19 protein-coding genes and 3 tRNA genes are annotated in these 22,222 nt (G+C 68.8%); 8 read left to right on the top strand and 14 right to left on the bottom strand.

The genetic code is table 11. The features are described from left to right. Positions 1 to 230: 230 nt before the first annotated feature. Together ACI2JZ_RS12375 and ACI2JZ_RS12370 are read right to left on the bottom strand one after the other, a co-directional pair. Positions 231 to 1,184: a glycosyltransferase gene (locus ACI2JZ_RS12375; protein WP_404597772.1), complete on the bottom strand. Its 954-nt coding sequence runs from the start codon at positions 1,182 to 1,184 to the stop codon at positions 231 to 233. 4 nt (positions 1,185 to 1,188) lie between these two features. Then, positions 1,189 to 2,721, bottom strand: coding sequence for a sugar transferase (locus ACI2JZ_RS12370; RefSeq protein WP_247623493.1), 1,533 nt, complete (start codon positions 2,719 to 2,721; stop codon positions 1,189 to 1,191). 359 nt (positions 2,722 to 3,080) lie between these two features. On the opposite strand from ACI2JZ_RS12370, the gene ACI2JZ_RS12365 reads away from it, so the two are divergent. The 4 genes from ACI2JZ_RS12365 to ACI2JZ_RS12350 all read left to right on the top strand — a co-directional run bounded on the left by ACI2JZ_RS12365 (position 3,081) and on the right by ACI2JZ_RS12350 (position 6,938). Then, on the top strand, positions 3,081 to 4,232 hold the full coding sequence (locus tag ACI2JZ_RS12365) for a low temperature requirement protein A (protein ID WP_404597770.1): 1,152 nt from the start codon (positions 3,081 to 3,083) through the stop codon (positions 4,230 to 4,232). A gap of 72 nt (positions 4,233 to 4,304) precedes the next feature. Next, positions 4,305 to 5,219: an intradiol ring-cleavage dioxygenase gene (locus ACI2JZ_RS12360; protein ID WP_404597769.1), complete on the top strand. Its 915-nt coding sequence runs from the start codon at positions 4,305 to 4,307 to the stop codon at positions 5,217 to 5,219. 180 nt (positions 5,220 to 5,399) lie between these two features. Next, positions 5,400 to 5,678 carry a hypothetical protein gene (locus tag ACI2JZ_RS12355; RefSeq protein ID WP_247623490.1) on the top strand — a complete coding sequence of 93 codons (279 nt, stop codon included), beginning with the start codon at positions 5,400 to 5,402 and terminating at the stop codon, positions 5,676 to 5,678. 228 nt (positions 5,679 to 5,906) lie between these two features. Then, on the top strand, positions 5,907 to 6,938 hold the full coding sequence (locus ACI2JZ_RS12350) for an acyl-CoA desaturase (protein WP_247623489.1): 1,032 nt from the start codon (positions 5,907 to 5,909) through the stop codon (positions 6,936 to 6,938). Between the two features lie 61 nt (positions 6,939 to 6,999). Here ACI2JZ_RS12350 and ACI2JZ_RS12345 read toward each other — a convergent pair whose 3' ends face one another. From ACI2JZ_RS12345 to ACI2JZ_RS12335, 3 genes are all read right to left on the bottom strand, one after another. After that, a complete protein-coding gene (locus ACI2JZ_RS12345) occupies positions 7,000 to 8,391 on the bottom strand; it encodes a cell division initiation protein (RefSeq protein WP_404597767.1) in 1,392 nt (463 codons plus the stop codon). Positions 8,392 to 8,569: 178 nt separating this feature from the next. Continuing rightward, positions 8,570 to 9,091, bottom strand: coding sequence for a hypothetical protein (locus ACI2JZ_RS12340; RefSeq protein WP_404597766.1), 522 nt, complete (start codon positions 9,089 to 9,091; stop codon positions 8,570 to 8,572). Positions 9,092 to 9,143: 52 nt separating this feature from the next. Further along, positions 9,144 to 9,446: a hypothetical protein gene (locus ACI2JZ_RS12335; RefSeq protein WP_247632945.1), complete on the bottom strand. Its 303-nt coding sequence runs from the start codon at positions 9,444 to 9,446 to the stop codon at positions 9,144 to 9,146. Positions 9,447 to 9,602: 156 nt separating this feature from the next. On the opposite strand from ACI2JZ_RS12335, the gene ACI2JZ_RS12330 reads away from it, so the two are divergent. Continuing rightward, the gene (locus ACI2JZ_RS12330; RefSeq protein WP_404597764.1) at positions 9,603 to 11,087 is read left to right on the top strand and encodes a hypothetical protein; all 1,485 of its coding nucleotides are present in this window, start codon (positions 9,603 to 9,605) and stop codon (positions 11,085 to 11,087) included. Positions 11,088 to 11,218: 131 nt separating this feature from the next. Then, complete coding sequence (locus ACI2JZ_RS12325) at positions 11,219 to 12,547, top strand: peptidoglycan DD-metalloendopeptidase family protein (RefSeq protein ID WP_404597762.1); 1,329 nt, start codon at positions 11,219 to 11,221, stop codon at positions 12,545 to 12,547. 12 nt (positions 12,548 to 12,559) lie between these two features. Here ACI2JZ_RS12325 and ACI2JZ_RS12320 read toward each other — a convergent pair whose 3' ends face one another. The 7 genes from ACI2JZ_RS12320 to ACI2JZ_RS12290 all read right to left on the bottom strand — a co-directional run bounded on the left by ACI2JZ_RS12320 (position 12,560) and on the right by ACI2JZ_RS12290 (position 18,290). Then, a complete protein-coding gene (locus ACI2JZ_RS12320; protein WP_404597760.1) occupies positions 12,560 to 13,480 on the bottom strand; it encodes an AEC family transporter in 921 nt (306 codons plus the stop codon). A 115-nt stretch (positions 13,481 to 13,595) separates the two neighbouring features. Continuing rightward, positions 13,596 to 15,563: a S1 family peptidase gene (locus tag ACI2JZ_RS12315; protein WP_404597758.1), complete on the bottom strand. Its 1,968-nt coding sequence runs from the start codon at positions 15,561 to 15,563 to the stop codon at positions 13,596 to 13,598. 179 nt (positions 15,564 to 15,742) lie between these two features. After that, on the bottom strand, positions 15,743 to 17,143 hold the full coding sequence (locus ACI2JZ_RS12310; protein WP_404597756.1) for a threonine/serine exporter ThrE family protein: 1,401 nt from the start codon (positions 17,141 to 17,143) through the stop codon (positions 15,743 to 15,745). Between the two features lie 21 nt (positions 17,144 to 17,164). Continuing rightward, positions 17,165 to 17,797, bottom strand: a complete 633-nt coding sequence (locus ACI2JZ_RS12305; RefSeq protein ID WP_404597754.1) for a hypothetical protein — start codon at positions 17,795 to 17,797, stop codon at positions 17,165 to 17,167. 175 nt (positions 17,798 to 17,972) lie between these two features. Continuing rightward, positions 17,973 to 18,045: transfer RNA gene (locus ACI2JZ_RS12300), tRNA-Phe, on the bottom strand. Between the two features lie 69 nt (positions 18,046 to 18,114). Further along, positions 18,115 to 18,188 (bottom strand) — tRNA-Asp (locus tag ACI2JZ_RS12295). Between the two features lie 26 nt (positions 18,189 to 18,214). Next, positions 18,215 to 18,290: transfer RNA gene (locus ACI2JZ_RS12290), tRNA-Glu, on the bottom strand. Positions 18,291 to 18,500: 210 nt separating this feature from the next. Here ACI2JZ_RS12290 and ACI2JZ_RS12285 point away from each other — a divergent pair. After that, the gene (locus ACI2JZ_RS12285) at positions 18,501 to 19,868 is read left to right on the top strand and encodes a M23 family metallopeptidase (protein ID WP_247955551.1); all 1,368 of its coding nucleotides are present in this window, start codon (positions 18,501 to 18,503) and stop codon (positions 19,866 to 19,868) included. 79 nt (positions 19,869 to 19,947) lie between these two features. On the opposite strand, the gene ACI2JZ_RS12280 is transcribed toward ACI2JZ_RS12285, so the two are convergent. Next, on the bottom strand, positions 19,948 to 20,439 hold the full coding sequence (locus ACI2JZ_RS12280) for an inorganic diphosphatase (protein ID WP_045254862.1): 492 nt from the start codon (positions 20,437 to 20,439) through the stop codon (positions 19,948 to 19,950). Between the two features lie 46 nt (positions 20,440 to 20,485). Then, on the bottom strand, positions 20,486 to 21,151 hold the full coding sequence (locus ACI2JZ_RS12275; protein ID WP_404597752.1) for a TMEM175 family protein: 666 nt from the start codon (positions 21,149 to 21,151) through the stop codon (positions 20,486 to 20,488). 68 nt (positions 21,152 to 21,219) lie between these two features. Here ACI2JZ_RS12275 and tilS point away from each other — a divergent pair, with 68 nt between their 5' ends. Next, positions 21,220 to 22,215 carry a tRNA lysidine(34) synthetase TilS gene (tilS, locus tag ACI2JZ_RS12270; RefSeq protein WP_404597751.1) on the top strand — a complete coding sequence of 332 codons (996 nt, stop codon included), beginning with the start codon at positions 21,220 to 21,222 and terminating at the stop codon, positions 22,213 to 22,215. Positions 22,216 to 22,222: the final 7 nt, after the last annotated feature.

Below are 22,222 nucleotides of genomic sequence, written 5' to 3'. Positions count from 1 at the left end.
TCCGGGAGTGCCCGATACGCTCCCGTCGCTGGAAGGCCCGGCATCCTCACGGATGCCGGGCCCTTTCCGTGCTCGAGTATCCACGTGAGGAGTCACAACACGCCGCCCCCGAGGGCTCCGCAGGGCGTGTCTTGACCCCTCGCGACTGCCCGCGCCTGCACGGGTGACCAACGACGGCCAACGACGACCAACAACCGCCGCACGGGCTGCGCTGCGTGCCGCGCGGACGGCTACGCCGAAGGGGTGCTCGGCTTCGGGAGCCGCGCGTACTCGGGCGTCACGTGCCCGATGGCGCCGAGGATGCGACCCTGCGCGAACCAGGTGCGTCGTGTCAGCACGGCATGGGCCGCGACGTCTCCCCGTAGACGCGCGAGCGCGCCGCGAGCCGAGAACACGATCAGGCGGGCAACGCCGCCGACCAGATGCACACCGCGCAGAAGAATCCGCCGCGGCGTCGACGACGTGCGCGTGAGCAGGCGCGTGCGCATCTGCCCCTGCGAGATGGTCCGGCGTCGCACGAACTCTCGCGTCGTCCGGGCCATGGGAACCTCGTCGCGCACGACGGAGTCGGCGGAGGCGATGATCGACCCGCCCGCCGCGAGGATCGCTCGCCCGAACAGCATGTCCTCGCCGCCGGCCAAGCCGAGGTTCGTGTCGAAGGAGACACCGAGCTGCCGCACCTGGGCGGCATCGACCAGCACGTTCCCGGTGGCGAGAGCATCGAGGTGCTGCCCGGTGACGCGTCGTCGGCGTCGCATGAAGCCACCGGCGACGATCCACGGGTCCGTGCCCTCGGGCCACACGTACTCGACGTAGCCCATCACCACCGCGGGATGCTCCGCCGCCCAGACCCGCAGGAGGGCATCGAGCCAGCCCGGTTGCGGGACGACATCGTCGTCGACCATCGCGACGAGTTCACCGGCGCGGGCGGCGTCGAGCGCAGCCTGACGAGCCGCCGCGATCCCGGGAGTGGGCTCCGAGACGTAGTCGACGCCGAGGCCGGCGGCGACCGCGGATGCCGATCGCTCCGGGTCGTTGTCGACGAGCGCGATCCGCATCCGGGTGCCCGCGGCTCCCGCGGCGTCTCGGATCGCGGCGACCAGCGGTGGCAGCAGCTCGGTGCGTCGGAAGGTCGTCACGGCGACAAGGACGGCAGGGCCCTCGTCGGGCGTGGCGGCGCTCATGCGTTCAGTATGCCCCGCTGGGCTGCACCATGACCTTCGCCGTACGCCACATGATCTGCAGGTCGTTCATGACCGACCAGTTCTCGACGTAGCGAAGGTCGAGACGCACGCTCTCGTCCCACGACAGGTCGCTGCGACCCGAGACCTGCCACAGACCCGTGATGCCGGGTTTGATGTAGAGGCGCCGGAACACCGTGCCGTCGTACGCGGTGACCTCGGTCGGCAGCGGCGGGCGAGGCCCGACCACGCTCATATCGCCGACGAGCACGTTCCAGAACTGTGGCAGTTCATCGAGCGACAGCTTGCGCAGCACGCGACCGACGCGCGTGACACGGGGGTCGTCCTTCATCTTGAACAGGAGACCCGAGCCCTCGTTCTGCAGCTTGAGCGCCGCGAGCTTCTGCTCGGCATCCGTCGCCATCGAGCGGAGCTTGACCATCCTGAAGCGCCGGCCGTCGCGCCCCACCCGTTCCTGGTGGAAGAACACGGGGCCGGGGGAGTCGAGCTTGATGAGAAGGGCGAGCGCCGGAAGGATCAGGCCGATCGGGATGAGGGCGAGGGTCGCGACGACCACGTCGAGCGCCCGCTTGAGCACGTGCTTGCCGCCCTCGTAGGTCGGGATCTGCACCTGGATCAGGGGGAGTCCCTCGACCGAGGCGAACGAGATGCGGGGGCCGGCGACGTCGGTGAGTCGGCTCGACAGAACCAGTTCGGCGGCCGTGCCCTCGAGCTGCCAGCTCAGGTGCTTGACGAAGTCGGGGTCGCGCTCCGGACGACTGGCGACGATGATCGTGTCGGCGCCGAGCTCGGTGGCCACGGTCGCCACGGAGTTGGAGTTGCCGAGCACCGGGAAGCGGATGTCGTCGATCTCGACGTCGCGGGCGTTGCCGTCGAGCAGCGTCGCCCCGACCACCTGGTAGCCGGAGGCGCCGATCGGGTGCAGCGTACGGATGACGTACTCGACGTCGTCCCGGTTGCCGACGACGAGCGTGCGGGAGGCGAAGCGCCCGTGACGCCGCTCGCCCTGCAACCAGTGCCGCCATCCCCAGCGCGTGACGAGCAGTGCGAGCAGTCCGACCGGCAGTCCGACGACGAGCATCAGCTGCATCGACTCCCACGCCAGCAGCACGTCGATGATCGCGACCAGACCGAACGCGAGTCCGCTCGCGTTCGCCACGCCGCGGTACTCGGTCGCGCTCGCCTGGAACAGCGCGGCGTCACGGGTGTGGAGTGCCCCGAGCATCAGGAACCACAGCACGGCCAGCGGCGCGCTGGCGCGCAGCACTTCGAGCACCGTGAGGCCGATGGACAGCTGGATCGCCGCCGTCAGTGCGACGGCGAGCAGGATGACAGCCGCATCCGTCGTCCGCAGTCGCATCCGATATCGCCGCTCCCACTGACGGCGGCGTTCCAGCGTTGCGGAGACGCGCGGTGAGACCACCGAGCGCGGCACCGACTTGACGGCTCGCGGAGCGGCAACCGGCACGAATGCCGTTCCTGCGCGAGTGATGCTCACGGCATCCTCTACGGAGGTCATGCCGAGGCTCCTCGAGCCGGTGATGTACGCAAAAATCCCCAGTGCGCCATTGTTTCCCCAGATATTCCCCAGACCGCCAGCCCCACGCTCGCGGTTTCGTCTGCATTCCCGACCCCTCGGGTCCCTCTGACGTTCCGTGATCCCACATCACGGGCGAGCAGACACCGTCCCACACGGCGAATGCATACAGAGAGCACTGCAGACTCCCGTCAGCATAGCCCACGGCGGTCGCGTTCGGTAGGTTCTCCGCGCAACGATCCGAAACGATATTCCGGCGGCCCGGCACGCCGCCGCGACAGCGGGTCTATCCTGGCGCGGTGACACCCAACGCCACTTCACCGAGACTGCGTCTCACCCGCATGATTCCGCGTGACGCCGCCCAGCCGCACCGGGTCGCCAGCTCGCTCGAGCTGTTCTTCGACCTCGTGTTCGTCGTCGCCGTGAGTATCGCCTCGGCGCAGCTCCACCACGCCCTCAGCGAGGGGCATCTGCAGCACGGGATCATCTCGTACGCCATGCTCTTCTTCGCGATCTGGTGGGCGTGGATGAACTTCACGTGGTTCGCGACCGCGTTCGACACCGACGACTGGCTGTACCGCGTCACCACGATCGTGCAGATGAGCGGAGTGCTCGTGCTCGCCGCCGGCATCCCCAGCGCGTTCGAACACGGCCACTTCGCGCTCGTGGTCGTCGGATACGTGGTGATGCGCATCGCCATGGTCGCCCAGTGGTTGCGGGCGTCGCGCGCCGCGGGTCCGCTGCGCCAGGCGACCCGGCGGTACGCCTTCGGCATCGCCGCGGTGCAGGTGCTCTGGATTCTCTTCCTGCTGGTGCCGGAGGGGCCCTTCCAGCTCGTCGCCTTCGCCGCGTTCGCGCTGCTGGAGATGTCGATCCCGGTCTTCGCCGAGCACGAGCGGCAGACCCCTTGGCATCCGCACCACATCACCGAGCGCTACGGACTGTTCACCCTGATCGTTCTCGGCGAGAGCCTGCTGGCGTCGGCGAACGCGATCATCGAGGCGCTGCACGAGGCCGAGTCCTTCGTGCCCTTCATCTCCATCTCCGTGCTCACCCTGGTGGTGACGGCATCGCTGTGGTGGATCTACTTCTGGCCGGAGCACCATCGTGCGGTCGGATCGTTCGGCAGCTCGCTGCGCTACGGTTACACGCACTACCTGATCTTCGCGGCGGCGGCCGCCTTCTCGGCCGGCATCGAGGTCGAGCTCGACGTGCTCACGGGCAAGAGCGAGCTGTCGAGTACGGCCGCGTCCTTCACGGTGACGGTCCCGATCGCCGTCTTCCTGCTCGGCGTCTGGTGGGTCGCCATCCGCAGAAGCGCCGACCGCGTCGTGAACACGGTCGTGCCGATCGGTGCGGTGCTCGTGCTGCTCGACCCGATCCTTCCGGTCCCCGTGGCGCTCACCGCGGTGATCATGGTGATCATCGTGGTGTTCCTGGTGCTCCACCCGCCGGTGCCGGAGAAGAAGGCCGCCGTCATCGAGAACGCATAGCCCGCGCAGGGGCGACGCATCACCCGCCGCGCGACCATGGATGCTCCCGACCCGCACACGAGGAGCGCGACCATGACCCGGATCCCCGAGCCCGACCGTACGGCCGAGGGCCCCGCCTACGAAGGTCGTCTTCTCGATCGTCCCGATGAGGAGGTGGTCGATCAGGGCGCGGCTTTCGACTTGCGCACCCTGCTGACGCGTCGCGGAGTGCTGAGCCTGGCGGGGATCGGCCTGGGCGCGGTGGTGCTCGCCGCCTGCGCTCCGTCGGTCACGGCATCCGGTTCTCCCTCGCCGACCGCGACGCCGGCGCCCAGCCCGACTCCCACCCCCACGCCGACAGCGGATGCCGTGGCCGCCGACGTCTCGGAGATTCCCGAGGAGACCGCGGGGCCTTACCCGGGCGACGGCTCGAACGGTCCGGACATCCTCGAGGACTCGGGCATCGTCCGCCAGGACATCCGCTCCTCCATCGACGGCGGCGCGACGGCCGAGGGAGTGCCGCTCGTGTTCGAGCTGCAGATCGTCGATGTCGCCAGCGGGGCGCCTGCCGAGGGCGTCGCCGTGTACGCCTGGCACTGCACGGCGCAGGGCGAGTACTCGATGTATTCGTCGGGCCTGGAGGACGTCACCTACCTGCGGGGCGTGCAGGTGGCGGATGCCGCGGGCACGGTGTCGTTCACCTCGATCTTCCCCGGCTGCTACGCCGGGCGCTGGCCGCATATCCACTTCGAGGTGTATCCGGACGTCGCGTCGATCACCGACGCGAGCAATGCGATCGCGACGTCTCAGCTGGCGCTGCCCGAGGCCGAGTGCGCGGCGGTCTACGCGACCTCGGGCTACGACGGCTCGGCTCGGAATCTCTCTGGGATCACGCTCGCCAGCGACAACGTGTTCGGGGAGGATTCGGCCGTGTCGCAGCTCGCGACGATGTCAGGGGATGCGTCCGCGGGGTACCGTGCGGTGCTGGCCGTGGGAGTGACGGTCTGACACGCCTCCGGAAGTCTGCTACTCTGTCTACGCAACGTGTGTGCACGCCCCTCTCGGCGCCCACGTCGCCACTGATCAGGGCCATTCCGGACCACGCACATCGACGCGCGCGGCATCCGCCCACGATCTTCCATCGCGGAGCGCCGACGCGCCCGCCACACAGCAATGATGAGCATGACCATGAGTACGACAACTTTCCATCCGACCGATCCGTTGACCTGGAAGCAGGCCGACCTCGACGTGCACGTCGCGACCCGCGACGGCGAATTCGCCGGTTTCGTCGAGTTCGACGGCACCGCCCACGTCGTGCGTGACGCGCGCGGTGCCGATCTCGGCACATTCGCCGATCTCGATGACGCTCAGCGGGCTCTGGAGTTCTCACACGAACCCCACAGCAAGCGCCGGAACCTCGGTTTTCCCGCGGTTTTCCGCCGCCGCCCGCGCCGCGCCCGCGCCTGAACGACCCCGCCCCTCCGGAATCGCATGCCGGAGGGGCTTTCGTATGCCCTCCCGCGCATGCGGGCAGGGTTAGCCTGAGGTCAGCGATCGGCATCTGCCCTTGGCTTCTGAAGCTCAAGGGCTCCCGATCGGAAGGAGAGCATCATCTCCACTTCACAGCTCGAATCCACCGCTTCCACGCTCGGCCCCATCCGGCAGACCTATTCCGGAAACGCCGACTTCCCGCCGATGGCGAAGGCGTATCGCGATGTGCAGCAGGTGGTCAAGGAGACCGGCCTGATGCAGCGCACCCCGGTCTTCTACTCTCTCGTCGCGGGGGCGCTCGCCCTCGGCTTCGGTGGTGCGATCACCGGGTTCATCCTGCTCGGCGACAGCTGGTTCCAGCTCCTCATCGCCGGAGCCCTCGGCATCCTCTTCACGCAGGTGGCGTTCCTCGCTCATGAGGCCGCCCACCGCCAGATCCTCGCGTCCGGTCCGTCGAACTTCCGCCTGGCACGGATCCTCGCGGCCGGCGCCGTCGGCATGAGCTACCACTGGTGGGACTCCAAGCACACCCGCCACCACGGCAACCCGAACCAGGTCGGCAAGGACCCCGACATCCAGGTAGACACGATCTCGTTCCTCGAGACGGATGCCGCGCAGTCGCGCGGTCTCGTGCGCCTGATCACCCGCAAGCAGGGCTGGCTGTTCTTCCCGCTGCTCACGCTCGAGGGCATCAACCTCCACTACATCAGCCTCAAGCACCTCACCACGCAGAAGAACGTGAAGGGCCGCTGGACCGAGCTGAGCCTCATCGCGCTCCGCCTCGCGCTGGTCATCGTGCCGGTCTTCCTCTTCCTCCCCTTGGGCATGGCCTTCGCGTTCATGGGCGTGCAGCTCGCCGTCTTCGGCGTCTACATGGGCGCGTCCTTCGCTCCCAACCACAAGGGCATGCCGGTCATCGCGCCCGATGCCAAGCTCGACTTCTTCTCGAAGCAGGTGCGCACCTCGCGCAACGTCAACGGCGGCTGGTGGGCCACCTGGTTCATGGGCGGGCTCAACCACCAGGTCGAGCATCACCTGTTCCCGAACATGTCGCGCCTGCACCTCTCGAAGGCACGCGGAATCGTGCGGGACTACTGCGCGGCCAACAGCATCCCCTACACCGAGACGAGCCTGTGGCGGTCGTACGCGATCGTCATCGCGTACCTCAACCGTGTGGGACTCGCCGCGAGCGATCCGTTCGACTGCCCGGCCGCGTCGCAGATGCGCCGCGCATAGACGACGACCATGACGAAGGCCCGAGCGGAATCCGCTCGGGCCTTCGTCGTGCAGGGGTGTGTCAGCGTGCCGAGTCGTCGTCGCTCTCGACGACCTCGATCGTGATCTTCTCGAGCGGACGATCGTCGTCGATCGCCTCGTCATCGAGCACCTCGTCGCCCAGGAACTCCTCGGCGGGCTCGTCGGCGACCGTCGCGACCTCGCCGAGCGACGCGGTCGCGCCGCCCTCGTCGGAGAAGACGCCGTCGGGGCGGATGAGCTCGCGCACCTCGGCCATGAAGCTCGTGAGCTGCTGCTGCTGCCAGCGCAGCTGACGGGTACGGTCCTCGGCATCCCGCAGCACCGTGTTGGTGTGCGTCGTGACGGCGTCGACGATCTTCTGCGACTTCACCCGCGCGCGGTCGAGCGTCTCGCGGGCGCGCACCTGGGCGTCTGCCTCGATGGACTGCGCCTGCGAACGCATGAGGCGCTCGTAGTCGTCGGCCTTAGCCGAGATGCGCTGGGCGTGGTCGAGAGAGGCCGAGACCTGCTCGTTCGCATCGCTCGTGATGCGCTCGGCGTGGGCGACGGCCTGGTTGTGCAGCACGAGGAACTCCTGCTGGGCGTCGTCCTGGCGGCGGGTCAGCGTCTCTTCGAACTCGAGCACGCGGGCGTTCATCTCGCGCACGTCGCGCTCGGCGTCGGCACGCAGCTGCGTGGTCTCGCGGGTGACGAGCGAGCGCAGTGCGGCCGCTCCCTTCTCCGCCTCGGTGCGGATGGCCGTGGCCTCCTGCGAGGCCTGGTTGACCTTCTCGGTGGCGTGGGCGCCCTCGCGCTCGATGCGCGCCTCGTGCGCCGTGTACTCGGTGTCGATCTTGAGGCGCACCTGGTCGGCATCCCGCTCGGCCTGGGAGATGATGCGGGCGACGTCGGCCTCGGCCTCGGCGCGCTGGGCGGCGACCTCTTCGCGGGCGGCGGCCATGAGGCGGTCGGCCTGCACCGCGGCGTTCTGGATCAGGACGTTCGCCTGCTCCTCTGCCACGCGCAGGATCGCCTCGAACTGCTGGCGCGACGGCGCCTCCTCACCGTCCGGGGCGGGGGCGTCGACGAGCTCGGAGGTCAGCGTCGCGACCTGCTGCTCGGTCTCGGCGACCTTCGCCTTCAGAGCGGTCAGCTCGCTCTCGAGCTCTTCGCGGGCGGAGCCCTCCTCCGACTTCAGCGCGTCGATCGCGTCGGCGTGACGCACCTCGGCGTCGGCCAGGTCGGCGTTCGCCTGCTGCAGCTGGTTGCGCAGCGTCGACAGTGCGGAGTCGACCTCCGCCTTGTCGTAACCGCGGAAACCGATCGTGAACGCCGCCGGAGACGACGAGGAGCCCTGCGGAGAGGCTGCGGGCGGCGTGGTCTCGATCAGCTGGTCGAAGAAGTCGGGGGAGCGGTCGCCGCTGCGGTCTTCGGGCTCGGAGGATTCGCTCATGGTTCGTGCCTTTCTGGGGCAGGTCCGTGAGGACCGGGGAGGGATCGTGAAGGGCCGATGCCGTGACAGCCGCTGCGAGCCGCTGTCGCCGTCGCAGTCCAGCCTAGTTGCGTCGGGCGGGAGTTGCGTGCCGGTTTCACCCGGCGCGAAAGGCGAATTCACCCCGCGCGAGGGGCGATCAGGCGTCGAGTGCCCAGCGGGCGTTTTTGGGGTCGAGCAGGTGACCGCGAAGGTATTCGAGGTGCGGGCCCTCCGACACCGTGACCCCGCGCGCTGCGGCGGCGGTCGAGATGCGCGTGCGCAGGTCCTGCCAGAACGAGACGGTCTGGGGGAAGCCCATGTACTCGCGGAAGGTCTCGACCTGCACGCGCGTGCCGGCGGGATCGGGCACCAGGCGCACGATCGTGTCATCGGGCTCGACGAAGCGGATGCCGAAGCCGCCGTCCGCACGCCCCGGGAAGTCTTTGGGCTTCTTGCCCGCGGCCTCGGCGACGATCTCGCGCGCCGCGTCTTCGGGGGCGTGGATGACGACGGTGGTTCCGAACTCGACGAGCACGTTCACCAGTTGCTTCGCGGCGAACTTGCGTCCGGCGTTCTCGCCGGCGGCTGCGGCCTTGCGGTTCGCCCACCTCTTGATGAAGGGGCCGCCGATGATGAGTACGAGGACGAGAATGCCGAGAAGGATGAGTGTCGGGTCCACGGCCACAGCGTAGCGGGTGCGTGCGGTCGGCTGGCGCCCACCGATATTTCGGTTAGCTCGACAGCACGTGATCGAGCACCAGCTCGCCGCTGGCGTTGAGGTGCTGCATCAGTTCGGCGATGCGTTGCGGGTCGACGGCGGGCGGCTGCTCCTCGTCGAAGCCGAACTGCAGGGGGATCGCCGGATGGATCCAGACCGTCGCCCGCTTGTTGGGGCCGCTGTCACGCGGCGCCCACGTCATCATGAAGCTCTCCTGCCGGCGCAGCTTCGTCGCGATGATGATCTTGAGATGCGCGAGCGTCACGTCCTCGATGATGATCGGGTCGGAAGTGCCGTCGTACCTGAGCCTGCCCATAGAAGAACCGTACGCCCTAGCTCGTTCCGGGCGCGAAAACTGGTTCGAGAAAAATATCGGTGTACTCGCGTGATGAAACGCGTCTGGCAGAGTCTCATCAGTGGGGAGGCACGAGCTAAACGAGCGCGTGCTCGATTTCCGAGCGGGAGGCTCAGGATGACGATTCGACAGCAGGCCGGCGTGCGCGTTCTTGCGACGTTGGCGACGGCAGCGCTGGTCACGGTGGGGCTATGGGGTGCGGCCGCGCCCGCAAGCGCCGATGTGCCGGCCGATCCGGCGGGGCAGTTCGTCGCACCCCTGTGCGCCGGCGAGACGCTGGACGATCCCACGAACGCGGAGGGCTCAGTCGAGAACCTCGCGCTCGTGTTCGGGGCGCGGCTCGACGACTACAACGCCGGGAAGGTCGTGCCGCTGTACGACACATTCGGTCTCAACGAGCTCAACGGCTACCCGGCGGTGTGCGGAACGCGATATGTCGATGGCGTCGGCCCCGTCTCGGAGTGGATGTTCTGCACCGACTACTTCTCGCACGTCTGCAGCGGTGTCGATGCCGAGGGCAATCTCGTCGACATCGACGGTGTTCCGATTCCCGGGATGGACTCCCTGCCGGGTGCGAACGCCAAGCTCAGCGCCGACCAGGAGAAACTGATCGCGTATCTCGTGCAGCACGGTCACGCGACCTACGACGGCGTCGGATACTTCGAGTTCGGCGGCACATCCAGAGCGGTGGCGGATGGGGGGTCCTTCGAGCGCGCGGCTCTGCAGATCCTGGTCTGGTGCATCAGTGACCCGGTTGCCGCGGAACCCACGGGTGCCGAGATCGATCGGGCCGCCACGTGCGAGGCGAACATGAACGCCGAGACCCAGGCATCGATTCTCGCCGATCTGCCGGATGACCCGACACTCGTCGTCGACGGGCCCGAGGTCGCGCTCGAGGCCGGTCAGCCCGCGGAGTTCACGGTGACGACCGACGTCTTCACCTCGCCGCTCGCCGTCTCGGCGACAGGAGCGGCCGGATCCTTCGCCGTGCTCAGCGGGCCGGGAACGCTCGACGGCACGAGTCTCACGGTCACGGGCGCGGGGGAGCCCGTGAGCGTCGTGCTCGAGTACACCTCGACCGAAGCGGGAACGGTCACGCTCGATATCGTCGCGACGCCGTCGGCGATCTCTCACATCGGGTGGAATCAGAGCCCCGGTATCTCGCTGGATGGTCGTCCGTGCCAGGTCTTCGCGACGTTCCACGTCGCCGACCAGGTGGTGCTCACCGGTGCCGCCTCCGCGACGTTCCTGGCGGACGGAGGTACGGACGGCGGTACGGACGGAGGTACGGACGGAGGTACGGACGGCGGTACGGACGGCGGTACCGGCGGCGGTACCGGCGGCGGTACCGGCGGAGGTACGGACGGCGGCACGGATGGCGGCACGGATGGCGGTACGGACGGCGGTACGGACACCGGCACGGTTGGCAACGCCGGAGCAGGGTCATCCGGATCGAACGACCAGACCTCCCTCGCTGCCACAGGTGGCGAGCCGGTCGGAGTCGTGGTGCTGATCGCGGCGTTCGCCGCGGTGCTCGTGGGTGCGATCCTCGCAGCCCGGAAGCGTCGCAGCACCGCCGGCACGGTCGCCCACCAGGACTAGTGGGTCGTGGCCGCCCGGAGACACGCCGGGCGGCGACGGCTGCGCACCCGCGAGAGAGCCGTCTGCGCTGGTACCGTGACGGCGGGGGACATCATGTCCGCTGGGGCCGAACGACCACGGGAGAGCGCGACATGAAGCGACAGTCACGCTTGCGGCGCGCCCGAGTCGGTGTTCTGGCACTCCTGGCGGTGGTCCTCGCCTCCTTCTTCCCGTCGCTCACGTCGTCGGCACCGGCATCCGCTGCGACCGACGGGCAGATGGTCGTACCCTCGTCCGGGAACATCCAGTCGAAGGTCGGCGACGGATGCCGCAACAACTACCGCAAGCACGACGGCATCGATATCGGCGGAGGCGGCGGAACGCCGATCCTGGCGGCCTATGACGGCGTGATCAAGGCGCGAACCGCGAACAGCGGGTACGGCAACTACGTCGACATCGAACATCCCGGCGGCTACGTCACCCGCTACGGGCACATGGCCGCGCCCGGCATGCAGGCGGCAGGCACGCGCGTCAGCCGCGGCCAGCAGATCGGCGTCGTCGGCAAGACCGGCGCCACCGACGCGTACCACCTGCACTTCGAGGTGTGGCGCAACGGCAGCGTGTACAGCGCGATCAACAACGGCTTCACGTGCCTGACGAACGTCACGCGCGGCAGTTTCATCCCGATGAACTTCCCCGGTCTCGGAACCCCGGTCAACCCCAAGGTGCTGACGGCCGACTACAACCGCGACGGCAAGGCCGATCTCGTCGGTGTGGCCGCCGATGGCGATCTCCACTTCCTCGGGGGGAACGGCACCGCGGCGCTCAAGCCGCGCGTCGTCATCACCTCTGGCTGGGCGGGCCGCGGACAGATCGCGCACGGCGACCTCAACAACGACGGCCACTCCGACCTGATCGTGGTCCGCAACGACGGAACGCTGGAGTTCTACGGGGGCAGTCCTGCGGCCGGAGGAGGGTTCGCCTCCCAGCGGGACATCGCGACCGGATGGGGCGGACTGCTGCATCTCATCTCCGGGGCCGACTACACCGGAGACGGCCTCCACGACGTCATCTCCGTCCGTCCGGACGGCAACATGACGATCCATCTCGGAGACGGCAAGGGCGGATTGTCAGGGCAGACGCGTCCCGGCGGACCGGAGTGGAATTCGATGGTCTACCTCGTGGGCGGCGACTTCGACCGCGACGGGCGCGGAGATCTCATCGCGATCGATGCCGCCGGCATTCAGTACTTCTACCCGGGCATCCCCAACGGCTTCGCCGCGCGGCAGATCGTCGGGCGCGGATGGACCGGGTTCACGGCCATGACGGGCGGCGTCGACTACAACGGCGACGGGCGCCCCGACCTCGTCGCGCGGATGGCGAACGGCGACCTTCGGGTCTACCCCGGCGGCGGGAACGGCGGGTTCGGCGCCTCGTACGTCATCGGAACCGGGTTCGGCTCCTACCTGCAGATCGAGTGATCGCGACCGGCGTCAGCCGAGGAGCAGCATGATCAGGAGCAGCACGGGCAGGCATCCGATCGTCGTGAGGAAGACGGTGTCACGGGAGATCGCCTCGCCGACGCCGTAGCGCTGCGAGTAGTTGAACACGTTCTGCGCGGTCGGCAGAGCCGCGAGCACCGTGACGATCAGCACCTCGTGCGTGGTGAGCCCGAACACGAACCGGGCGAAGACCCACGCGACCAGTGGCATGACCGCCAGCTTCAGGATGCTCGCCACGACGACATCGCGTCGGTGCCCCCGCGTGCCGAGCACGCGCTGGCCGTGCAATGACATGCCGTAGCTGATGAGGAGCACCGGCACCGCGGCATCCGCGATCAACTGCGCGGGTGCCAGGACGATCTCCGGGAGTTGCAGGCCTGTGACCGACACCAGGGTTCCGAGCAGGGCGCCGATGATGATCGGGTTCGTCGCGGTGCGCAGCAGCGTGCGGCGCAGAGAGGTGCGCTCGGCCGTGGCGGCGTCGAGGATCGTGAGCGAGACCGGCGTGAAGACCAGGAGCTGCAGAAGGATCACCGGCGCGGGGAATGCCGCACTCCCCAGCACATAGAGGGAGAGGGGCAGGCCGATGTTGTTCGAGTTGACCTGACCGGCCGAGAGAGCGCCGATCGTCGTCTCGGCCACCGACCGACGCCAGGCGAAGCGCGCGACGAGGGTGTGGATCAGGATCACGACGACCGCGGCGATGGCCGACACGGGCAGCAACGACGAGAACAGCATCGTCGCGTCGGCGTGCGCGAGAACGGTGAAGAGCAGGAACGGCGAGAGCACGAAGAAGACCAGGCGGCTCAACACCGGACGCGCGTGCTCGCCGAGCAGATCGATCCGTGCCAGCACGTAGCCGACGATGATCGCGACCCCCACCACGACGAATCCGGTGAGCGTCTCGAGCATTCTTCGAGCGTATCGAGGTGCCGCGAGCCGGACGAATCCGGGGGCGCGGGGGAAACACGTCGGGGGGTGCGAGCCGGAGCCCGCACCGCCCGACGGCGATCAGATCAGGATCGGATCAGAGGGTGTTGCGCGTCCGCATCCGACGGACGGTGAGCAGTGCTGCGCCGAGGAGCAGCAGGGCCGCCGCCGTCACCACGTACGGCGTCGCATCGGTCATACCGGTGTTGGCGAGCGAACCCGGGGCGCTGCCCGAGCCCTCGCCCGCGCCGCCGCCCGTGGTGGGAGCCGCCGCGACCTCGTACGAGACGGTCGTGCTGTTGCTCTGACCGTTGACGGTCTGCGTCACGACGAGCGAGAACTCGCCCGCCTGGGCGGTGAGCGGAACGCTCCATGCGCCGTCGGCGACGGTGGTCGATCCGGCATCCGCACCGTTCAGGGTGACGCTGATCGCGGCCTCCTCGATGCCCGTTCCGGTCGCGGCCGTCGGGGCGCTGGCGAAGGCGTAGGCGCCTCCGGCCAGCGGTGCGTCGACGATCGGGGCCGTCGGGATCACGGCGAACGCCGAGGTCGCAGATGCCGAGGTGATGCCGTCGAGCTCCTGCGTGGCGCTGACCGAGTAGGCGTCGATGCCGAGGTCGACCTCGACGCTCCAGGTGCCGTCCTCGCCGACCGTGGCCTCATCGGTGACGTCGCCGGTCAGGGTGACCGTCGCGCCGATCTCGCCGGTTCCGGAGATCTCGGTGACCTCCGACACGATGCGGTCACCGTTCGCGGGCGACGTGAAGACCGGGGCTGCCGGGAGCACAGCGACCGCGAACGGCGTCGCCGCCGACTCGTTGAAGCCGTTGCGCACGATCGCGCTGAACTCGTACTCGCCGACCTCGGGCGGCGCGGGGAACGACCAGTTGCCGTTACCGTCGATCGGCACCTCGAAGGGTGCGCCCTCGGCCTGGGTGACGACGAGCGTCTGACCTGCGGCTCCGGTGCCGGTGATCGCACCGCCGATACCGACCTGAGCGGGCGAGGTGACGGTCGGAGCGTCGACGTAGAGCGCGACGGTGTAGCCGCCGGTGAGGGAGAGTGCGTTCTGCAGGTCGGCTGCGAACATCACCGGACCGTCGGGGCCCGTTCCGCCGCCGGACAGGATGCCGACGGCCGTGTTTCCCTGGTAGACCGCGCCGCCCGAGTCGCCCTCAGCCGAGTTCGCGGACGTGAGGAAGCCGTAGACGAGGCGTCCGCTGACGTTCGCCCAGACGCCGGTCTCCGTCACCTGTCCGGAACTCAGACCGGTCGTCCGGCCGGACTTGCTCACGGTGCCGAACTGCGGGGCGCCCACGGCACGCACCGGCGTGGTGCTGAGTGAGAGGTCCTCCGACGCAGAGGTCGTCCAGTCGGTGATCTCCGGGAGCAGCGTGAGGTCGTCGTTCTGCACGTCCCATACCGAGATGTCGGTCGAGGTGAGGTCTCCGCTGGCGCCGGTCGAGTTGCCCGGGCCGCCGTACTGCGAGAAGGAGAGCTCGGCGAGGCCGTCCACGAGAGCCACGTCGCCGTTCTCGGGGTCGCCGCCACCCGCCGGGTCGCCGGTCGGGAGCGTCAGAGCGCTGAACGTGTACGCGCCGTCGTCGGTGCAGTGACCGGCGGAGATGATCGCGGGATCGCCGGTGGGCGTCCAGCCCGAGAAGCCGATCGAGCAGAGACCGCCGACCTCCGGGGATGCCGGGTCGAAGGCGAGGTAACCGGCACCGGCGACGACATCGGTGGTCGCCAGGGACTCGAGCGGAGCATCGAGCACCTTGACGACGACGTTCGAGTGACCGTCGACGAAGGCATCCGCTTCGCCCGGCAGGGAGTCCTGCGGTGCGGTCGTGTAGACGACGACCTGGCCGTCGGCGTTCGTGCCGACGGCTTCGACGCCGTCGGTCGTGAGCAGCTGCTTGGCGTTCGCGTCGAACGACGCTCCGCTCGTCGGCGCCGCGCCGTCTTCGTCAGCCGTGGCGGCCGTGGGGATCAACGCGCCGGACAGCGCGAGGATGATGGCCGCGGTGGTACCGCCGGCCAGCACTCTTCTCTTGTTGGGGGTCATCTTCTCGTCTCGATATTTCGCAGTGCAGGTGATCGACGGCGCGCGCGAAAGCGCTTGCGCGTGCCCGGGGGACACGCCCAACCTAGCTAACCTGTGAGCGCGCTGTATGCGATCGGAGCGAGGTCTTGCGCGAATTGTCATTGGGGAGATATCCCCATGACACACGGCGAAACAGCCGGTCAGCGCCGGGTACGCGCTCGCGTCTTCGTGACGCTGCCGAGGGTCGCGCGCACCGGGGTGCCGAGGTACAGACCGAGCGACGCCCCCGAGGCGAGACCGATCCCGATGACGGCGGCGTCGATCAGCGAGCCGCCCGCACCGACGACGCCCATGCTGGTGCCGCCGTTGTGCACCATCTCGAGCAGCCCCTGGAATACCGCCACTCCGGGCACGAGCGGCACGATGGCCGCGGTCGTCACCGCGACCGACGGAACGTGCAGGTTGTGGGCGATCAGCACCCCGACGAAGCTCGCGAGCAGAGCGCCGATCGCGCTCGCGGCGGCCGGGTGCAGATTGAGGGCGACGGATGCCGTGTACCCGGCGATCGTGATCGCGCTGAGCAGAGCGCTGACGAGGATGATGCGGATGCCGGCGCCGTTGAACACGGCGACGGCGACGGCGATGATGATCGCCCCGGCGAAGACCCCGAGCAGGGGACCGAACGGGGCGGGGTCGTCGGGCAGGTCCATCGTGAACCCGAGCACGCTACCGAGCTCGAGTCCGACGAGGATGCCGATCACCACACCGAGGGTCTGCATCGTGAGGTCGAGGATGCGTCCGCCGGCGGTGAGCGCGAACCCGTCGATCGCATCCTGCGCGGCGCCGACGACCGTGAGCCCGGCGAGCATGAGCACGATGCCCGATGCGACGATGATCGAGGGGCGGATGCCGACGAACGGCTCGATCCCGGCGGACCCGAGCGCCGATACGGCGACCGCGACCACAGTGGTGACGAATCCTCCGGCGATCTGGCTGAAGAAGAGGGGAACCCGCACGCGTGCGAGGCGGGCCTGCGTGAGGGCGGCGGCGAGGGCGGCGATGAAGGTGAGGCCCACGATGATCGGTGACGCGCCGAGCAGGATGCTGACGCCGACGGCGAGCATCGCCCGGGCGACGACGACCACGGACTGCTGGTAGCGGAACGGCACGCGCCGGATCACGCGGAACGCGGTGCGGGCGGACTCCAGGTCGAGCCCCGCTTCGACGTCGGCGACGAGCGCCTGCACGCGTTGCAGTTTGGCGTGGTCGGGGGCGGCGACGCGCACGACGCGCAGCAGAGTCTCGGGCCACACCTCGCCGCTCAGGTGGAACGAGACGGTCACCGAGTTGTAGGTGACGTCGACCTGCACCCCCTTGAGGGCATAGGCCTCGCACACCCGGGTGATCGCGAGCGTCACCTCGTGAGCGGAGGCGCCGACCGCGAACATCGATTCGCCGATGCGCGTGGCGAGGTCGAGCACGCGGGGCACCGTGCGTTCGTCGATGATCGGCATGGCCTCGGTGTGCGCGACGTTCGAGGGATCGTTGTGCAGGATCCGCTGCATCGAGGCGAGCAGTCGCCGGCGCGAGTTCGAGGGCATACCTCCATCCTCTCGCCCGGGTCAGGGGAACGATGAGAGAGCACGCCGATATGCCACGCTGTCGGCTCGCGTGCCGGCCGTGACGAGGAGGGCGTTGTCACCGACACGGCGGGTGTGTTCGCCCTGGCAGGGGATCGTGATGATCGTCGTGAGTCCCGCCCGCCACGCGGGGATGAGGGCCTCGAGGTCGCGATGCTCGGGGTTGTCGGCGAGGGTGTGCGGGCGCGCGGCGGCGCGCTCCCCGAAGGTCGAGCGTTCGCGGTCGGTGTAGGAGGGGTCGTCGAATGCGGCGTCGCCGAACTCGTCGCGCCAGGTCGGGCCCATCATGTCGCGGAGGAGGTTCTCGCGATCGGGGTCGCCCGGTTCCATCGCGAGCAGTCGCGGGAACTGGTCGTGATCCTGCTCACGGCCGGCATGGACGGATGCCGCCCGCCACAGTCGCGTCCACGCGCTCTCCCAGTGAGCCCGGGTGTCCGCGTCGAGCACGGCTGCAGCCGGCGCGGGAGTCCGGACGAGGAGCGGCGGAAGGTCGTCGCCGGTGGGCCGGAGCCCGTACGCCTCGCGCAACCAGAGGAGTTCGAAGAGCGCATGCGGTGCGTCTTCGATACGGATGACCATGTCGTGCGGCCAGGGGTTACCGGGGATCGGATTCACGGATCGCATCGGAGAAGTACACCCGAGATGCGCGCCGGGCGAAAGACCTCCGGGGGCTATTGCGCTGCAGTGCTCGATGCCTCAGCGCCGATCGAACCGTCCGCGGGCAAAGCAAAACCCCCGCCATGTAGAAGCTAGGCGAGGGTTTCTGGGCTGATTGTAATGATCAGCCTTGTGGCTCCGACCGGCATCGATCCGGTGACCTTTCGATTTTCAGTCGAACGCTCTACCAACTGAGCTACAGAGCCGCGCGACCGGCGAACCTGTCGCGTCCTAGACGAAGAGCCCTCTCCGAAGAAAGAGCTCATCGCACGGAGCGACCCTGACGGGACTTGAACCCGCGACCTCCGCCGTGACAGGGCGGCACGCTAACCAACTGCGCTACAGGGCCATACTTGTTTTCAATTATATCGGACGTGGTGACCCCAACGGGATTCGAACCCGTGCTACCGCCGTGAAAGGGCGGCGTCCTAGGCCGCTAAACGATGGGGCCGAGTCAGTCCCGGGGGGACTTCCTTGCCGACGCTCAAGCATAAGCGATAGTCGGGGCAAATCGCGAATCGAGGGCGAGTCAGCGCGCTCCCGGGCGTGTTCCGGGAGACGATGTACCCGTCAGCATGCCCTTCGACCGACCCGCGCGCCCTGGTGCGCATGTGAAAGTTGTTGTTACTGTGACATGTGTGAAACCGGCGGAAGGGGCCGTGTGAACGACCAGATCACGAAGGATGCCGCAGCAGCTGCAGCATCCGAGGAATGCGGCTGCGCGCCCACGCCCGCCGAGCGCGACGCTCTCTGGAAGCAGAGCTTCAGCCGTCGCAGCGCGCTCGGGCTCGGCGCGCTCAGTGTCGTCGCCCTCAGTGCCTTCGGGGTCACCTCCGGCGTCTCCGCCGCCTACGCCGCGTCGTACCCGAGCTGGGACGACGTGCAGAAGGCCAAGAACAACGAGGCAGCCAAGGGCGCCGAGATCCAGCGCATCGAGGGCCTGATCCAGTCCCTCACGCAGAAGGTCGCGCAGACCCAGGCCGCTGCCAAGACCGCCTCCGACGAGTACTTCACGGCCCAGCAGGAGTTCTTCGCCGCGATCGCCGAGGCCGACACGCTCCAGGCGAAGGCCGACGAGCAGGCGGGCGTCGCCGACGAGTCCGCTCGCAAGGCCGGCCAGGTCGCTGCGCAGATCTACCGCAACGGTGGCGACGACACCTCGCTCGAGCTGTTCTTCGCCGGCTCCGCCGCGAACGCCGATGAGCTGCTCTCGCGCCTCGGCACGATGGACAAGCTCCTCGAGTACAACCAGTCGGTCTACGACGATGCCGTCGCCGCCCGCAACTCCGCCCAGTCGCTCAGCGACCAGGCCAAGGTCGCCCGCGACGAGCGCGACCGCCTGCAGAAGATCGCCGAGCAGAAGATGGTCGCGGCCCAGCAGGCGGCGGATGCCGCGCAGGCTGCCCTCGACGAGCAGTCGGCGAACCTCAACACCATGCAGGCGCAGCTCGCCGCCCTCAAGGACACGACGACGAAGACGGTCGCCGGCTACCAGGCCGGTGTCGCGGCTCGCGAGGCCGAGGAGAAGAAGCGCCGTGAGCGCGAGGCCGCCGAAGCCGCGGCGAACGCCGGCGGCAACAGCGGCGGCGGAGGCGCCCCCGCCGGCAGCGGCAGCGGCTGGGTGCGCCCGCACGGCGGTTATCGCAGCTCGGGCTACGGTCCCCGTTCGCAGCAGTGCAACGCCAACGGATGCTCGTCGAGCTGGCACTACGGCATCGACCTCGCCAACGGTTGCGGGGCGGCGATCTACGCCGCGTACGCCGGTGTCGTCGACGCCGCGTTCTACAACGGCGGGTACGGCAACTATGTCCGCATCCAGCACGGCACCGGCGTCGCGACCGGCTACGCGCACATCCGCGACGGCGGCTTCGCGGTCAGGGCCGGCCAGCAGGTGCAGGCCGGGCAGATCATCGCCTACGCGGGCAACACCGGCGGATCCTTCGGCTGCCACCTCCACTTCGAGGTCTACATCAACGGGTATTACACGAACCCGGCCGACTTCATGGCCGCGCGCGGCATCTCGATCTGAGCATCCGCCCCCGACATGCAGAAGACCCCCGGCCGCTGAGCGGATCCGGGGGTCTTTCGCTTCGAGCGTTGGCGAGGGGTCAGTGACCCTGCTCGCCGAAACGGACGATCGCCTCGTCGAGGATGCGCTCGGCCTCGGCCTTGTCGCCCCACGCGTCGACCTTGACCCACTTGTTGGGCTCGAGGTCCTTGTAGTGCTCGAAGAAGTGCGCGATCTCCTTCTTCGTGTACTCGGCGATGTCGTCGATGTCCTGGATGTGCGCCCAGCGCGGGTCCTTCGACAGCACGGCGACCAGCTTGTCGTCGCCGCCGGCCTCGTCGCTCATCTTGAGCACGGCCACGGGACGCACCTCGACGACGACGCCCGGGTAGATGGCGTGGTCGAGCAGCACGAGCACGTCGAGCGGGTCGCCGTCCTCGCCGAGCGTGTTGTCGAAGTAGCCGTAGTCGGCCGGGTAGCCGAAGGTCGTGTAGAGCACGCGGTCGAGGTGCACTCGCCCGGTCTCGTGGTCGACCTCGTACTTCACGCGGCTGCCGCGCGGGATCTCGATGACGGCGTCGTGTGCGCCCATGCGTGTGCTCCTCAGGAGAAAAATCGGTTGGATGCCGCGGACAAGCCTACTCGGCAGGTCCGGGCGTCTGAACGTCGGAGTCGCGCGAACGCCCGCGAGACAGCCGATCGACCAGCCGGGAGACGGGGGCGTTCAACAACAGCAGGAAGAGGGCGGCGTACCCGATCTCGGGAACGAGCACGGCGACGAGCAGTGCCGCAGCGAACAGGATGATCGCGGCTAGGTCGCCGAGCACCCCCTCGCGGTAGGTCGAGGGCGGCGCGGTCGAGAGCTCCGGGCGCCGTCCGAGATAGATGCCGCCGGCCAGCGTCGCGAGCTGCGTGGCTATCAACGTGCCGATGTACACGACCTTCTGCAGTGGGTCGGTATCAATCTGCCCCAGCATGGCCGTCGGCACGGGCAGCCAGACGATCGTGGCCATCCACGCCACGTTGATCCAGAGCAGCGGAGTGGTGATCCGCTCCACATCGCGGTACTGACTGTGGTGTCCCATCCAGAAGGTCGCGATGAGCAGGAAGCTCAGTGCGAAGCTCAGCAACTGCCCCGAGTGCTCGTGGAAGAACTCCGCCGTCGTCAGCTTGCCGGACGCGGCATCCGACACCGCCTCCATGAGCGGCAGGATGAGCAGCGTCATCGCGATCGCGACGACGGCGTCGACGAACGCCTTGAACCGCTCGGTGCGGAACGGCGGGGTGCGGTGAGGTGCGGTCACGGCGTCAGGATAGCCCCGCCGCCGGGGCGGGCGCACGCCTCGCGGATGCCGTGCCCTAGCGTGGAGGGATGCCGTCACTCGACCCCGCCATCGCCGAGATCCGCCGCGCCGTGCGCACCGCATTGGCCGATCTGCCCGAGGGTGCCGCCGTCGTGGCCGCACTGTCCGGGGGAGCGGACTCCCTGGCACTGACCGCCGCGGTCGCCGTCGAGGCGCCGAAGCTCGGCATCCGAGCGACCGCCGTCACGATCGATCACGCACTGCAGACGGGATCGGATGCTGTCGCCGCGCGGGCCGCCGAGCAGGCGACGGCCCTCGGTCTCGAAGCCCGCGTCGTGCGGGTCGAGGTCGACGACGCGACCGGCGACGGCCCCGAGTCGGCGGCGCGGGACGCGCGCTATCGGGCGCTGCGGGATGTCGCCGAGGAGCTCGGCGCGCGAGCGGTGCTGCTCGGCCACACGCTCGACGACCAGGCGGAGACAGTTCTGCTCGGGCTGGCCCGCGGCGCCGGAGCCGCGAGCCTGCAGGGCATGTCGCCCGTCCGGGAGGACGACGACGGCGTGCGCTGGATGCGCCCCTTGCTGACGGTGCGTCGCACGACGACGCGCGCTTTCTGCGCGGCATCCGCTCTCGACGTCTGGGACGACCCCCACAACCTCGACGACCGTTTCGCCCGGGTGCGGGTGCGGGAGCGCGTGCTCCCCGTCCTCGAGGCCGAGATCGGGCCGGGAATCGCCGAGGCCCTCGCGCGGACCGCCGAACAGCTGCGCGAAGACGCCGAGGCGTTCGACGAGATGATCCACGAGACCATCGAGGACATCGTCGAGCACGCCGAAGCCGGCATCTCGGTGAGCGTCGCGGCGCTCGCAGCGAACCCCGCGGCCCTGCGCAATCGCGTGATCCGCCTCGTGGTCGACAGCGAGTTCGGGGTGAGCCTCACCCGGCTGCAGACGCTGGAGGTCGCGCGCCTGGTGACCGACTGGTCGGGTCAGGGCCCGATCGACCTGCCCAGGTGCGCCGCCGCCCGCCACGGTGGGCGCATCGTCTTCACGGCGCGCACCTGACCTGCGG

The sequence above is a fragment of the Microbacterium sp. NPDC087868 genome, assembly GCF_044900755.1.
GTDB lineage: Bacteria > Actinomycetota > Actinomycetes > Actinomycetales > Microbacteriaceae > Microbacterium > Microbacterium galbinum.
Note: the sequence above shows the minus strand (reverse complement) of the source record. Positions and strands in the feature narration are given on the sequence as shown.